At 65.1% G+C, this 13,329-nt stretch carries 13 protein-coding genes and 1 tRNA gene; 8 read left to right on the top strand and 6 right to left on the bottom strand.

What is annotated here, in order from left to right; genetic code table 11:
* Positions 1–188 precede the first annotated feature (188 nt).
* Positions 189–1,112, top strand: a complete 924-nt coding sequence (locus HNQ08_RS00280; protein ID WP_184126922.1) for a ferritin-like domain-containing protein — start codon at positions 189–191, stop codon at positions 1,110–1,112.
* A 91-nt stretch (positions 1,113–1,203) separates the two neighbouring features.
* Here the strand turns inward: HNQ08_RS00280 and HNQ08_RS00275 are convergent, their stop codons facing one another.
* Positions 1,204–2,007, bottom strand: a complete 804-nt coding sequence (locus tag HNQ08_RS00275; RefSeq protein WP_184126920.1) for an aminoglycoside phosphotransferase family protein — start codon at positions 2,005–2,007, stop codon at positions 1,204–1,206.
* Positions 2,008–2,072: 65 nt separating this feature from the next.
* Here HNQ08_RS00275 and HNQ08_RS00270 point away from each other — a divergent pair, with 65 nt between their 5' ends.
* Positions 2,073–2,909 carry an undecaprenyl-diphosphate phosphatase gene (locus tag HNQ08_RS00270; protein WP_184126918.1) on the top strand — a complete coding sequence of 279 codons (837 nt, stop codon included), beginning with the start codon at positions 2,073–2,075 and terminating at the stop codon, positions 2,907–2,909.
* Between the two features lie 78 nt (positions 2,910–2,987).
* Here HNQ08_RS00270 and HNQ08_RS00265 read toward each other — a convergent pair whose 3' ends face one another.
* Entirely contained in the window at positions 2,988–3,320 is a 333-nt protein-coding gene (locus HNQ08_RS00265) for a hypothetical protein (protein ID WP_184126916.1), read from the bottom strand.
* Positions 3,317–3,904 carry a TetR/AcrR family transcriptional regulator gene (locus HNQ08_RS00260; RefSeq protein WP_184126914.1) on the bottom strand — a complete coding sequence of 196 codons (588 nt, stop codon included), beginning with the start codon at positions 3,902–3,904 and terminating at the stop codon, positions 3,317–3,319. Before HNQ08_RS00260 ends, HNQ08_RS00265 begins: the two co-directional genes overlap by 4 nt.
* A gap of 124 nt (positions 3,905–4,028) precedes the next feature.
* Here HNQ08_RS00260 and HNQ08_RS00255 point away from each other — a divergent pair, with 124 nt between their 5' ends.
* Together HNQ08_RS00255 and HNQ08_RS00250 are read left to right on the top strand one after the other, a co-directional pair.
* Complete coding sequence (locus HNQ08_RS00255; RefSeq protein WP_184126912.1) at positions 4,029–5,108, top strand: pyridoxal phosphate-dependent aminotransferase; 1,080 nt, start codon at positions 4,029–4,031, stop codon at positions 5,106–5,108.
* Positions 5,109–5,112: 4 nt separating this feature from the next.
* Entirely contained in the window at positions 5,113–5,400 is a 288-nt protein-coding gene (locus HNQ08_RS00250; protein WP_184126910.1) for a YkgJ family cysteine cluster protein, read from the top strand.
* Between the two features lie 113 nt (positions 5,401–5,513).
* Here the strand turns inward: HNQ08_RS00250 and HNQ08_RS00245 are convergent, their stop codons facing one another.
* Positions 5,514–6,608: an acyl-ACP desaturase gene (locus HNQ08_RS00245; protein ID WP_184126908.1), complete on the bottom strand. Its 1,095-nt coding sequence runs from the start codon at positions 6,606–6,608 to the stop codon at positions 5,514–5,516.
* A gap of 437 nt (positions 6,609–7,045) precedes the next feature.
* Here HNQ08_RS00245 and HNQ08_RS00240 point away from each other — a divergent pair, with 437 nt between their 5' ends.
* Positions 7,046–7,501, top strand: a complete 456-nt coding sequence (locus HNQ08_RS00240; protein ID WP_184126906.1) for a peroxiredoxin — start codon at positions 7,046–7,048, stop codon at positions 7,499–7,501.
* 73 nt (positions 7,502–7,574) lie between these two features.
* Positions 7,575–9,275 carry an asparagine synthase-related protein gene (locus tag HNQ08_RS00235; RefSeq protein ID WP_184126904.1) on the top strand — a complete coding sequence of 567 codons (1,701 nt, stop codon included), beginning with the start codon at positions 7,575–7,577 and terminating at the stop codon, positions 9,273–9,275.
* 25 nt (positions 9,276–9,300) lie between these two features.
* Here the strand turns inward: HNQ08_RS00235 and bshB1 are convergent, their stop codons facing one another.
* Positions 9,301–10,032: a bacillithiol biosynthesis deacetylase BshB1 gene (bshB1, locus tag HNQ08_RS00230; RefSeq protein WP_184126902.1), complete on the bottom strand. Its 732-nt coding sequence runs from the start codon at positions 10,030–10,032 to the stop codon at positions 9,301–9,303.
* Between the two features lie 114 nt (positions 10,033–10,146).
* Between bshB1 and HNQ08_RS00225 the strand changes: the two genes are divergently transcribed.
* A tRNA-Thr gene (locus HNQ08_RS00225) sits at positions 10,147–10,221 on the top strand.
* Between the two features lie 138 nt (positions 10,222–10,359).
* On the opposite strand, the gene HNQ08_RS00220 is transcribed toward HNQ08_RS00225, so the two are convergent.
* Complete coding sequence (locus HNQ08_RS00220) at positions 10,360–11,415, bottom strand: GGDEF domain-containing protein (RefSeq protein WP_184126900.1); 1,056 nt, start codon at positions 11,413–11,415, stop codon at positions 10,360–10,362.
* 338 nt (positions 11,416–11,753) lie between these two features.
* Between HNQ08_RS00220 and HNQ08_RS00215 the strand changes: the two genes are divergently transcribed.
* Positions 11,754–13,301 (top strand): MFS transporter, encoded by a 1,548-nt coding sequence (locus HNQ08_RS00215; RefSeq protein WP_184126898.1) that lies wholly within the window; start codon positions 11,754–11,756, stop codon positions 13,299–13,301.
* Positions 13,302–13,329 lie beyond the last annotated feature (28 nt).

Below are 13,329 nucleotides of genomic sequence, written 5' to 3'. Positions count from 1 at the left end.
AGGCGGCAGACCTTTATGCGCCGTTCATGTTCTGACGCTGCCTGATCCAGTTGTGGGGCCGCTGCATATATCCGGATGAGTCAGGAGAGACCAGCTGCACTTCTGCATTCCTCCCGCGCTCCAACCCGTCCAGGACACGCCCCGGCGCGCTGTCCCGTCCCGCCCTCTTGTCCCCAAGGAGCACTGCCATGACCGACACCAACCCCAGCCAGACCACCAACAGTCAGACCACCGAATCCAACCTCAACCGCCGCGCCGCCCTGGGCTTCCTGGGCAAAGCGGGCCTGGGCATGGCCGCGATGGGCCTCGCCGCTCCTGCCCTGGCCGCCCCCGCCAAGGACATCGACGGCGACGTGCTGAACTTCGCCCTGAACCTGGAATACCTGGAAGCGGCCTTCTACCTGGCCGCAGTGGGCCGTCTGGGTGAACTGAAGAAGATTGGCGGCGACGCGGCCATCCGCCTGCCTGCCGGCCTTGACATGGCGCGCGGCATGCAGTTCAAGGACAGCAACGTGCAGGCGCTGGCCAAAGACATTGCCGAGGACGAGCTGTCGCACGTCAAGTTCCTGCACGGCGCGCTGGGCAAGGGTGCGGTGATGCGTCCGGTGATTGACCTCGACGCCGCGTTCAAGGCGGCGGGCAGCGCGGCCAGCGGTGGAGCCATCACGGGCTTCAACCCCTACGCCAACGACCTGTTCTTCCTGCACGGCGCGTTCATCTTCGAGGACGTGGGTGTCACCGCCTACGCCGGTGCGGCCACGCTGATCACCAACCCCGCCTACCTGCAGGCCGCCGCCGGCATTCTGGCCGTCGAGGCCTACCACGGCGGCGCGATCCGCACCATGCTGTACCAGCAGCGCCAGATCACGGCGGCGGCGGGGCTGTACGTGGGCCAGGTCGTGCAGGCCATCAGCAACCTGCGCGGCAAGGTGGGCGGCGGCAAGGACATGGGCCTGACCGACAACGCCGGGAACGCCGTGATTGCTCCCGCCGACAAGAATGGCGTGGCTTACGGCCGCAGTACCCGTGAAGTGCTGAACATCGTTTACCTGGCTCCTGGCGCAGGCAAGGGGGGCTTCTACCCCAACGGCCTGAACGGCGCCATCAAGTAAGGCTGGGGACGCGGGGCACCGCCCTGCCTGCAAATCACCGAACTGAGGGGCGGCCTGCGCGCAACGTGGGCCGTTTCTGATGGCACCCGCCTCAGATGGTCCGGCCCAGTTCTGCCGCAGCGATCCGGGCCACTTCCAGCGTGGTCTGAGCCAGCTCGCTCTCGCCGGCCTCCAGATGCCACGCGGCAGACAGGCCGGCGTAGGCCAGCGCCCACCCCAGTACGCGTTCCAGTTCCAGGTTTGCCGTGTTCGCGATGACCCGGGCCTGCCGGGCCAGCCGTCCCGGTACGGTGGCCGTCCCCAGGTCGGGATTGCACAGGATGTTGGCGGAGTCGAAGCCGCGCTCGCCGAGGATGCCCTTGGGATCGATGAACCGCCAGCCCCCAAAGGAACTGTGCAGCAGGTTCTGATGGTGGATATCGCCGTGCAGCACACCCACCTCCTGCGGCGCGTCCAGCAGTTCGTGCGCCGTGGCGAGGGCCGTGGCGAAGACCCCACCTGTCGCCGGGGCCACGGCTTCCAGGGACCTGAACCAGCGCCGCAGCGTGGGCAGTTCAGGCCAGGGCCGCGCGCGGGGCAAGCTTGCCGCGGCCCGGCACAGGATGCGCGTCGCCTCGTCATCCTGCCCAGCGGCCACCATCTCCAGCAAGGACGGGTGAACGTCCAGTCGCTCCATCAGCAGGGCCGCGCCGTCGTGCTGGTAGACCCGGGCGGCGCCCCGGCCGGCCCACCAGACCATCACGCCGTTTCCGCGCCGTTCCTCGTCGTCGTGGGCGATCTTGAGCATGGCCGCCATCGCACCATAGCTCACGGGCAGGAGGTCGCTGCTGGGGGTCTGGATCGCCGGGCCATCCGGCTGCAGACCCCAGTAGGTCAGGTACGGCCCGAACGACATTCTCCCAGTCTGCACCTTTCGGAGGACGCCTTGTCCCGCGTGACAGGCCTTACACTCTGTCGGTTATGGACGCCCTTTACTCAATTCTTCTTGGCATCGTGGAGGGCATTACCGAGTTCCTGCCCATCAGCAGCACCGGACATCTGATCGTGGCGGGCGAACTGCTCAAGGGGCTGCTGTCCAGTCCCTGGACCCCAGAGATGAAAAGTGCCTTCGAGGTCATTATCCAGGGTGGGGCGATCCTGTCGGTGCTGGTCTATTACTGGAAAGATTTCCTGAAAATCCGCCATATCGCCACCGACAGGACGCAGCAGACCCTGTGGACCAGCGTGATCGTGGCCTGTCTTCCCGCTGTTGTTCTGGGCATCCTGTTCGGCTCGAAGATCAAGGCGCTGCTGTTTACCCCCAGCGTGGTGGCCTGGGCGCTGATCGTGGGGGGAGTGTTGATCTGGGTGGTGGAAAGCCGCAAATCCACCCCCAGCGTTCACAACATCGAGTCGATCAGGCCGGCCAAGGCCCTGGCAATCGGCGCGGTTCAGTGTCTGGCACTGCTCTGGCCCGGCTTCTCACGCAGCGCCAGCAGCATTCTGGGCGGCATGGTGCTGGGACTCGACCGTCCCACCGCCACGCAGTTCAGTTTCTACCTGGGCTTCATTACCCTGGGCGGCGCGTCCCTGCTGGACCTGATCAAGAGCCGCGCCGTGCTGGGCCAGATCGGCGCGCTGAACATGGTGCTGGGCATCGGCGTGAGCTTTGTGGTGGCATACATCTCGATCGGCTGGCTGCTGCGCTTCATTTCCAACCACGATTTCAAGGGCTTCGCCGTCTACCGCGTGGTGATCGGTATCCTGATCCTGGTGCTGATCGGCACGGGCGTGATGAGCAACGGCAGTCTGGCGTAGGACAGGTTGCCGGAAGGTCAAAACGACAGACCGCGAAGAAGCAAAGCTCTTCGCGGTCTGTCACTCCCAATCTGATTTCTATTGCTGGACGCCGTCCTCTGCCTCGCCCGGCCCGCTTTCGGGGACATCCTCCGCACCTTCCTCGATCACGGTCAGCGAGCGCAGGGTCTGCCCCTGGTGCCAGCCGTATTGGGGGTTCTTAAGCGCCAGGGTGGCGGCAATGGCCTCGGCCACGCTGCGCTGTGGCTCGTCGTCCAGGCAGAACAGCAGGAACTTGCGCCCGCCGGGAGCGATGCGGATGAACAGGTCCACGCCGATTTCGAGCTGCTGCGTGCGCCCAAACCTCTCGGCCCGCTCCTGGGCGTACTTCAGGGCCTGCCGGATGGGAACGGTGACGGTGGGGTGGCTCATGCTTCAGACCTTAGCCCGCTCAGCAGCATATCGGCGAAGGAGTCGGCCACATCTCTGGGGGTCAGCGGGCCGCCGGGGCGGTACCAGGTGTAGGCCCAGTTCACGGCGGACAGCACCAGATACGCGGTCATGCGCGGATCCAGATCGGCGCGGAAGGTGCCCTCCTCGATGCCGCGCGTGATCAGCTCGCGGTAGAAGGCGTCGATGCTGTCGCGCCACCCCGTCACTCGGGCGTAGGCCTCGGGGGACAGGTGCTTCCACTCGTGAAAGAACACGGTGGCGCTGTCCATGTTGTCGGCCACCACCCGGATGTGGCGGTGCATCGCCTCGCGCAACTTCTCGTCGGCGGGCAGTTCCAGGCCGCGCAGGGTGAACAGCGCCTCGTCGAACTGCCGTGAGGCCACGTTCACGATCTCGATCAGCAGCTCTTCCTTGCCGCTGATGTGGGCGTACAGGCTGCCGCCCTGCATGCCCAGATCCCCTGCCAGATCGCGCATGCTGGTGGCGTGGTAGCCGCGTTCGGAGAACAGGCGGCTGGCCGAATCGAGAATCTGGGCGCGGCGGGGTTTGGCAGTTTCAGTCATGATCGAAAAGGGGGGCGCGAGGTCACGCCTGCTGGCCCGAAGCCTAGCACGGTCCCTAACGACCGTTTGGTTCTTGTGGACAGTCCCACTGCAAGGTGGTGAAGCGGATGGTAGAACACGGAACATGACTTCCAATCCTTCTGTCGCGGGGGCGCCTGTGGGCGTGCGGCCTGCCGTGCGGGCTGTTCCGGCATACCCTTTCAGTCCCATTCAGGTGCCGATCAAGCTCGACCAGAACGAGAATCCCTATGATTTTCCGGCAGAGCTGAAGGCCAGGACCGCCGAGCGTATGCTGGCGCAGCCCTGGAACCGGTACCCGGACCTGCACGCCGATACCCTGGCCGCGAAAATTGCCCGCTACGAGGACTGGGACACGGGCAGTGTGGTGGTTACCCCTGGCAGCAACGTGCTGATCAAGCTCCTGACCGAGCTGGCAGGCATCGAGCAGACCGTGCTGACCGTCGATCCCACCTTCAGTGTGTACACCCTGGAGGCCAAGATGCTGGGCGCGCGGCTGGTGCAGGTACCGCTGAACGAGGACTTCTCGATGCCGGTGGACCGCCTGAAAGTCGAGCTGCAGCGCCAGCGCCCTGGCGTGCTGTACATCACCCAGCCACACGCTCCCACGGGACACGTGGATGACGTGGCCGTCGTGCGCGAGCTGCTGGAGGCTGCCGGTGAGTGGGTGGTGGTGCTGGACGAGGCGTACTACCAGTACAGCGGAACCGACTGCCGCGATCTGGTGCGCCAGCACCCCAACGCGCTGAGCCTGCGGACCTTCTCCAAGGCGTGGGGGCTGGCCGGACTGCGTGCCGGGTACGCGCTGGCGGGGGCCGATCTGGCCACGCAACTCCAGAAGCTGGTTCCGGCCTTCAACATCAACCTGCTGACCCAGGCCGCGCTGGAAGTGGCCCTGGAAAACCCCGGTTACGTGCAAGAGCGCGTTGCGGAAGGTGTCGCCGAGCGGGAGCGGGTGCTCGCAGCCCTGGCTGACCATCCCACCTGCCAGGCCATTCCCAGCCGCGCTAACTTCTTCCTGCTGCGGACCCCGGACGCCGAAGTCGCCTATCGCCACCTGATCGACTGGGGCATCGTCACCCGCCGTCAGGACCGCCTGACCAGTCTTGAGGGCTGCCTACGCGTCGGCATCGGCACACCTGCGGAGAACGACACCCTGATCGAGGCTGTGCGGGCGCTGAAGTAGGAGCGTGGACCGCTTCTCCGCGCCGCCCGAATACCCGCCGCGTTCAGCCCTGGTCCGGGACTGCACAGGCTGCGGCGCGTGTTGCGCGGCCCCCGACATCCACGCGCTGGCCAAGCCACTGGGCGTGGCTTGCGCGCATCTGGCCGCCGACTGCCGTTGCCAGATCTACCTGACCCGTCCGCCCGTGTGTCGCCACTATCAGCCGGACTGGATCTGTGGGGAGGTGGCTTTTCTGCCCACGCTGGAGGCACGGGTGACCCGGTTTCTGGAGATTTACGGGCTGGAGCGCTAGGGCTGCCGTCTGTAATTCTTGGCAGCCTGCTCCCGGTTGGTGACCAGACTGTGCCGTGTACCCAATAGGAAAAGCCCCAGCCGGAGCCAGGGCTTGCCTTGAAATCGGCCGGCTCAGTCGTCCGCTGCCTGTCCGTCCTTCTTGGGGATTGCCGGATTCTCGACGAACTCGGTGGGGTCCACCGTGTCGAAGCCGATTTCCTTCTCGTAGTCCTGAATCTTGAGGTGCAGCCGTCTGACGTCGCCCTCCACCATGCCGTAGTCGAAGGTGTCGAAAATGGCGGTGGTCCGGTGGTTGTACCCATCGAAATCCGGCACTTCGCGGGTCTTGCGGATGCCGTCCTCCAGCGCCTTACGGCTCTCGATGCCCAGATTGCGGAAGGCCACCTGCATCACGTCGCGGTTGAAATCGCGCGGACCGTAAATCCCGGCGCGGTACACCGTTTCGGAGAATTCCTTCCAGTCGGGCACCAGCATGGACGCGGGCATGGAGAACTGGCCGATCACGTTCTTGATGGCCTCTAAGGTGCGCTGTGGGTAGTAGTACAGGTACATCCGCACGCCTTCCAGGAAGAAGTTGTAGTGCGCCGCCTCGTCCACCGCGATGGTCTGAGCGACTTTCGCCAGCACCGGGTCAGAGAAGCCTGCCAGGTGCGGCTTGTCGCTCTTGCCCTGGGCGATCTTCATCATGTTCAGGTAGTTAAGCTGGGTGGCGCGCTCCTGAAACACGGTGTAGACGAGATTGTGAATGGCGTCGGGGAAGGGCAGCTCCCAGGTCTGGGATTTGAGGCGTTCCTTGTATTCGGCAATCCACTGCGGGCTGCGCTTACCGCTGAACAACACGGCATTTTCCCAGGCGTCAGCGTGCTTCTCCTCCTCACTGCCCCAGCGGAGTTGAAAGTGGCTGCGCCCGTGGCTGCGGCGCACCAGATTCAGCAGGCTGCTGGTGAAGTCCGGCGCGTACTGCTCGACGGCAAAGAAGCCCTGGGTCACGGTGACGATCTCGGGGGGCAGGTCCTTGCTCAGCGCCTTCCAGTCGAAGCTGCGGTCCGCGTTCCAATTGCGTGTTTCCTGGCTGCGCGCGGTATACCAGCGGTAAAGGCCCAGAAAGCCGCGCTCGATCAGACGGTCCTTCTCGCGGCTGCTGAGCAGGCCTGCCGGGGTCTGGGGGCGTTCGTTGAGCATGTTGGGGGGCAGAATCTCGGCCATGTGGGTTCCTCCTCGGATCACCCGCCGTGGTCTGGGGGTGAAGTATCGTCTTTCAGGGCCGTTCCCCTGCGCCGCGCTGGCCTGCCAGGTACCCTGTGGGTCAGTGCAGGCTTGGGGACGGTAGAGACTCAGCCTAGCGCCCGCCGCCTGACCATCTTCTGAACCGGGACGCGGTACAAGCCTCCGTATCTGAAACGTGAAGGGAGAGGCAGGGTGGTCAAGCCAGCACCCAGTGCCCTAGAAGCGCCCGCTGACATGTTGAGGGGCAACTGGCCCAAGGCCAGATACCAGCACTGGGTCAGCGCTTCCAGACATCGTTCAAACGACTGTGGAGCAAAATGGATAGGGGATTGGGTGGCGGTCACAGAGCAGAGTGCAGATTGGCCGAAAGTAGAATTAAGCCGTTAGAATCCCACTCCACCCGTTAGACTGTCCTCATGAGCCTCATCGGACAGCCCGCTCCGGATTTCACCCTGCCCGCCAACACGGGGGAGAACGTCACCCTCAGCAGTTACCGGGGCCACCAGAATGTGGTGCTGGTGTTTTACCCGCTGGATTTCAGCCCGGTGTGCAGCATGCAGCTGCCCGAGTACTCCGGGCGGCAGGATGACTTCGCCGAGGCGGGCGCGGCAGTGCTGGGTGTCAACCGTGACTCCATCCACGCCCATCGCGCCTGGGCCGCCGAGTATGGCATCGAGGTGCCGCTGCTCTCGGACATGAACCTGAATGTGGCGCGGCAGTACGGCGTTGCCATTGACGAGCGCGGCATCAGCGGACGCGCTGTGTTCTTGATCGACAAGGGTGGCGTGGTGCGTTTCCAGCACATCGAGGCTCAGACGGGCGAATACACCGTGCGTCCCGAAGTGGTGCTGGCGAAGATCAAGGAATTGTAGACAGCAATGTCGGCTGCCTGCCCTCATCACTTCTGTTTGCCCGCTACGCACCTACAGGCCAGGGTCATCTGCCTTGCACCATGATTTCAGTGCCGTTCTGAAGGCGCGTACCGGTGACCTGAGTAATGGGACGCTCGCCGTCGGCCCGTGGCAGGTCGAGCTGGACGCCGCGCCGGACGCCACCCTACGGCAGGATGGCATGATCGCCGTTTTGAAGGGTCAGGTGTACGACATCGACCTGGCGGGTGTGCTGCGGCTGTACCGCCAGCACGGTCCGGCCTTCCCCCGGTATTTTGACGGGTCGTTCTCGCTGCTGCTGCTGGACCCCGCCCTGGGGACCGTGGTGGCCGTGACAGACCGGCTGGGAACGTGCAAGGTGTACGCCGCCCATGGGCGCGAACACGTGACAGTCTCCACCCTGCCGGATCATCCTGATTTTATCTGGAGGCCCTACCGCGCTGCCGGCCTGGCAAGCGCGCTGACCAGCGGCATGCTCGTGAACAACCTGACCCTCTATGAGGGCGTGCAGAGCCTGGAACGCGCCAGCCTACACACTGTGCAGAGCGGAGGCATCCAGAGCCGCGCGTACTGGCACTTGCGCCCGCCCGAGGGACTGGACCGGCGCCCCGAAGCCGAGTTGCGCCAGGACTATGCCGACCTTCTGCGATGCTCGGTGCGCCGCCGGACCCGCGGGCTGACTGGACCGGTCCACCTTTCCCTGAGTGGTGGCCATGATTCCCGCGGCCTGCTGAGTCTGCTGACTTCTGCGGGCTGCGAGGTTCGCACGTTTTCGTACGCTCAGGGCACGCAGCTGTCGCACAGTGACTCCAGCATGGCCGGCGCTTTGGCGGCCCAGTACGGCTCCAGGCACGAGAGCGTCCAGGCCTACGGCGGCGACCTGCTGGCCACCATCCGCCGCAATGCACGCTGGGGCCGGGGAGTCACCAACCTCTGTGATGAAGTCGATGCCTGGGACACGCTGGCGGCGCGGTCGATCACAGACGTGTTCGTGGGCGACGAGATGCACGAGATCTCACCGTTCCGCCTGTCCGACGTGTCCGATTCGCTGGCCCGGCGTCACATCGAACCGTTCGGGACGCTGGGCAGTCTGGCCACGTGCCTCAGTCCAGCCGACCGCCAGGCCCTCGGGACGGCCTGGAGTGCTGAGCTGGGACAGATCCGTGCCCAGGCCAACCGCTACGCGGACCCCTATCAGCAGGACTTTCTGGTCATGGCCCAGCAGTACCTGTCCCACAGTCTGCTGCCGTGGCGCGAGCGTTTCGCGGGGCGGGCCGCCGCCGTTCACATGCCTTATCTGGACGGCGCGCTGGCCGAGTTCATCTATCGTCTCCCACCTGAATTGCTGGCGGGCAAACGACTGCTCATTGGTGCCCTGCGGGAGATGGATCCCGGCATCTACCGGGTGCCCCTGGCCAGGTCGTCGGGCTATGAAACCGATTGGTGCGCCGAACTGGTCCGTCACCGCGAAGCCGTGAAAGAGGAGTTGCTTTCGGGATCCAGTCGCCTGGACAGGGTAATCGAGCCGCAGGCGATCCGGGCCGTGCTCGACCGCCTGACGGTGCCGAACGGCGGGAGGGGTGCCCGCAATCCGGGGTTCAGGTCCGGGGTCCGTCAGACTCTGGGCACCATCCGGCACAGCCAGACTGGGCAGCGACTCCTGGGCAAGCTCAGGCGTGGGCCGTCACTCCTGAATCCGGCCATCTGGCTGATGCGGGTCTTGACGCTCCGCACAGTGGAGGCCGAGCGGCACTGAGACGGCCCGGAAGCGTGGCTTACAACTACAACGCCAGCGGGTCCACCAGCAGAGCGTCCTCCGCCTCGAAGGCTTCGGCATAACGTACGCGCGCCAGCGTGCCCCAGTAGCTCTGGCGAGCGCGTCGGCGCTCAATGATCTCAGGAGTCACGGTCTCGGACACTACCCCCCCTGTGAACTGACTTTCATGAGCGCGGACGGCTGCCTCCCACTGGACCTGCACCCCGCCGACGTCAATCAGCAGGTCAGGCTGGATATCTGCATTTCCCTGGTACAGCAGTGTGCGCGAGATGCGGTGTGGTTCGCCGTCCAGATCGGCCCGGCGCAATTGCGCGAGGTGAACCGCCCTCCGCGCCAGATGGTAGGTGCCGAAATGGTCCGGGTGGCGGTCCCGGTGGTGCGGCACCACCAGCACGCGCGGGCGCACGGCACGCAGGGCAGCGGCGAGCGCGTGTGCGCCAGCAGGTGTATCCGCCAGTTCTCCGTCCTTCAGGCACAGATTGCCACGCCAGCTCAGGCCCATGAGTTCTGCGGCCTGGGCGCACTCCTGCACCCGTATTTCCGGCGTTCCCTGAGTGCCGCGCTCGCCGCGGGAGAGTTCCAGAATGCCGACTGCACGTCCGGCCAGTGCCAGACGAATCAGGGTTCCGCCTGCCCCGATCTCGGCGTCGTCGGGGTGGGGGGCCAGACACAGCCAGTCCAGCGGCTGGGGAGCGCCGTAGACTGTCTGGAAGGGAAGGAGTGGCGGAGGAGTCATGCGGGACAGCATAGGCGGGATCCCTTCGGTCAGGGGCGGCCCTTTTGCCTTGACACCCTGAGGCAGCGTCCATATACTCGCTGAGCCTTTGCGTCAGCATGTGGTGGCAGATCGGCCAGTGTAGCTCAGTGGTAGAGCAACTGATTCGTAATCAGTAGGTCGTCCGTTCGACCCGGATCACTGGCTCCAAGTAAAAACCCCGCACTAGGCGGGGTTTTCGCTTTCGTGTTTTCAGCTAGGATCGTCAAACAGTTGTGTCCAGGGTCGCAGCGCGGAGACCATATCAGCTTGTCTCAAGCGCTCGCTGACGGCCTTTGGGGAAACATTTCAAATGGCGCGTGCGGTGTCCCGGCCCGCCGACTTGGCCTGGTACAGCGCGGTATCGGCCCGGCGGAGCAGCGTTTCAGGCGTGTCGATTAGGCTGGCTTGAGAGATGCCGCAGCTGACTGTGATGGCGCGTGATTCTGGATGCCACAGGGAACGCATGGCGCTGCGCAACCGAGCCGCTACCTGCTGTGCAGCGGCTTGGTCGCCCGCGATCAGAATCAAAAACTCCTCGCCTCCCCAACGGCCCACCCGGTCACCCTGCCCCACGGCATCGGACGCGGCCAGCGCAGTGTCCCGGAGCACCCGGTCACCCATTTCGTGGCCATAGGTGTCGTTGACCTGTTTGAAGTGGTCGAGGTCAAACAACACAAGACTGAGGGGCTGGTTGTCGGCGACGCGTCCCAGGTCCGCAGCGAGCCAGGCCTGCAATTGCCGCCTGTTGGGCAGCCCCGTCAAGGCGTCCACCTGGGCAAGATTGGCCTCCCGTTCTGCTTGCAGAAGGGCCTGCACATACTGTCGGCGCAGCTGATGCTGCAAAAACAAAAAGGCAATCACGGTGCCGTGCATCAGATAGAGCTGAAGCAACAGGTTGGCCTGTGCCGCCCTGATGTCGGGCGCGATGTCGGGCGCCCACCAGAAGGCTGCGCCCACCGCTATGAGCGCCGCGTACTGTCCCAGCGACGCGAGCAAGAAGGCCGAGGGCCGCAATACCAGCGAAGCCACCAGATAACTCATGACCATCCAGTACGAGTACCCACCCAGCCCGTGGGCGGTCTGATCAAACAGGAGCAGTTGCGTCAGCCGGAACACGGCCGCCCCGATTTGCAGGGTCAACTCGATCAGGCCCACACGGGTCAGATCCGACGGACGCCGCCACAACCACACCACCAGGCCCGCATTCTTCACAACGATCAGCAGGAGCGAGACTGTTTCCAGAGGGGTCATGATGCTGACCTGAAGGATCACGGTAATCAGGGATGTGATCAGGCCGCCGATCAGCAACATCAGCAGGGCGCTGCGCCGGTAGGTGCGGTCCGGAGTGGAGGGGAGGGCCATGATCTGTCCAGACGATAGAACGCCTAGTCTAACAAGCGGCTCACCCGCAAACGGATAAGGGTAGGGTGGCCACTGAGGCTGGTGGCAAGCCTGTCGCCACGACTGGTGGAGGCCTCAGCGGGCCGGACTCTCACGCCGCTGTTGGAGGGCGCTGAACTACCGCATCAGCTGGGGCTTTTCGTGTGCGGCGGCAACTAGCTGCCCCGATGCACGCGCGTGATACAACCTCAGTCATGTCACGCCAGAGCTTTACCGCGTGCATCAAGAGACCTCGGCTAACGCATCCGCCTTGAACACAGCCACAGGAGTCCTTTCCCACCCTTTTCGCAGGAGTAGAGATGACGCAGCCCGCCGCAACTCCTCGGTCCAGCCTTCTCACGCCTGCGGAGCGCTGGACGCTGGCGGCAACGGTGGTGGGGTCGAGCATGGCCTTTCTGGATGGCACAGTGGTCAATGTCGCTCTGACTGCCTTGCAGGACGAGCTGAACGCCACCGCAGCGGGCGTGCAGTGGGTGGTGAACGCCTATGCGTTGCTGCTGGCGGCGCTGACCCTGACCGGTGGGGCGCTGGGAGACGCCTACGGGCGCAGGAAGATCTACGGCCTGGGCGTCGTCATCTTCGCGCTGGCCTCTTTAGTCTGCGGCCTGGCTTCCAGTCTGTCCGTCCTGATCGCGGCGCGGGCGGTGCAGGGTATAGGTGCGGCGCTGCTGGTGCCGGGAAGCCTGGCCATGATCGGTGCGGTCTTTGATCCCGGGCGGCGCGGGCGGGGCGTGGGCCTGTGGAGCGCGGCAAGTTCGGTGATGACCCTGCTAGGGCCGGTGGCTGGCGGCGTGCTGGTGGACGCCGGCTCGTGGCGCTGGGTGTTCTTCATCAATCTGCCGCTGGCGTTGGGCGTGCTGTGGCTGCTGCGCCGTGTCCCCGAGACGCAGACTCCCGGCGCACGCCCGGATTGGCCGGGCGCCGTCAGCATCACGCTGGGCCTGGGCGGGCTGGCCTATGCCTTCACGCGAACGGGTGAATACGGCTGGGACACGCTGACTTGGGCTTCGATGGGCGTGTCCGTCGTGGGGTTCATCTTTTTCCTGTGGTATGAGGCCCGCACGGAAAAGCCGATGCTGCCTCTGGGCCTGTTTCGCCGTCCAGTGTTTGCCGGCACCAACCTGCTGACCTTCCTGCTGTACGGGGCGCTGGGTGCAGTGGGACTGTACCTCCCGCTGTACCTGATCGGGGCGCTGGGGTACAGCGCCACGGCCGCTGGGGCTGCGCTGTTGCCGCTGTCTCTGTTACTCGCTGGGCTGTCCGGATGGTTTGGGGCGCTGGCCGACAAATATGGGCCGCGCCCGTTCCTGACTGCCGGGCCAGTCCTGGCAGGGGTAGGCTTTGCATTGCTGGGGCTGGGCCGGAGCTGGGGCGGCAGTTACTGGGCGGCGATCTTCCCGGGTGCGCTGGTGCTGGGCTTTGGAATGGCGCTTACGGTGGCGCCGCTGTCCAGCGCGGTGATGGGCAGCGCTGGACGCGAACTGAGTGGGGTGGCCAGCGGCGTCAACAATGCTGTGGCCCGTGCTGCCGGGCTGCTTGCCGTTGCCGCGCTGGGTCTGCTGCTGGTCTCCAGCTACCGAAGTGCGCTGGTCACCCGGCTGGACGCTGCCGGCGTAGGTGCCGAAATCCGCCAGAGCGCCGTGCGGCAGGCCAACCGGCTGACTGATCTGACCTTGCCGGACGGTGCGGGACAGCCGGGCCGACTGGCCGTCCAGGCTGCGTTCGGGGACGCTTTTCGCAACGTGGCTCTGGCCAGCGGGGTGCTGGGAGTGCTGGGCGGCGTGGCCGGCTTTTTCTTCCTAGCTGGACGCAGGGAAGAGGTGGAGAGCTCTGGCGACAAAGTATAGATGGGCTCTGGCCATGCCCTCTGGGGCG

The sequence above is a fragment of the Deinococcus humi genome (genome assembly GCF_014201875.1).
GTDB lineage: Bacteria > Deinococcota > Deinococci > Deinococcales > Deinococcaceae > Deinococcus > Deinococcus humi.
Note: the sequence above shows the minus strand (reverse complement) of the source record. Positions and strands in the feature narration are given on the sequence as shown.

Excerpts from the sequence above, each read along its gene's own strand:
- HNQ08_RS00280 (WP_184126922.1), top strand. The coding sequence starts at position 189 with ATGACCGACACCAACCCCAGCCAGACCACCAACAGTCAGACCACCGAA.
- HNQ08_RS00275 (WP_184126920.1), bottom strand. The coding sequence starts at position 2,007 with ATGTCGTTCGGGCCGTACCTGACCTACTGGGGTCTGCAGCCGGATGGC.
- HNQ08_RS00270 (WP_184126918.1), top strand. The coding sequence starts at position 2,073 with ATGGACGCCCTTTACTCAATTCTTCTTGGCATCGTGGAGGGCATTACC.
- HNQ08_RS00265 (WP_184126916.1), bottom strand. The coding sequence starts at position 3,320 with ATGAGCCACCCCACCGTCACCGTTCCCATCCGGCAGGCCCTGAAGTAC.
- HNQ08_RS00260 (WP_184126914.1), bottom strand. The coding sequence starts at position 3,904 with ATGACTGAAACTGCCAAACCCCGCCGCGCCCAGATTCTCGATTCGGCC.
- HNQ08_RS00255 (WP_184126912.1), top strand. The coding sequence starts at position 4,029 with ATGACTTCCAATCCTTCTGTCGCGGGGGCGCCTGTGGGCGTGCGGCCT.
- HNQ08_RS00245 (WP_184126908.1), bottom strand. The coding sequence starts at position 6,608 with ATGGCCGAGATTCTGCCCCCCAACATGCTCAACGAACGCCCCCAGACC.
- HNQ08_RS00240 (WP_184126906.1), top strand. The coding sequence starts at position 7,046 with ATGAGCCTCATCGGACAGCCCGCTCCGGATTTCACCCTGCCCGCCAAC.
- bshB1 (WP_184126902.1), bottom strand. The coding sequence starts at position 10,032 with ATGACTCCTCCGCCACTCCTTCCCTTCCAGACAGTCTACGGCGCTCCC.
- HNQ08_RS00220 (WP_184126900.1), bottom strand. The coding sequence starts at position 11,415 with ATGGCCCTCCCCTCCACTCCGGACCGCACCTACCGGCGCAGCGCCCTG.
- HNQ08_RS00215 (WP_184126898.1), top strand. The coding sequence starts at position 11,754 with ATGACGCAGCCCGCCGCAACTCCTCGGTCCAGCCTTCTCACGCCTGCG.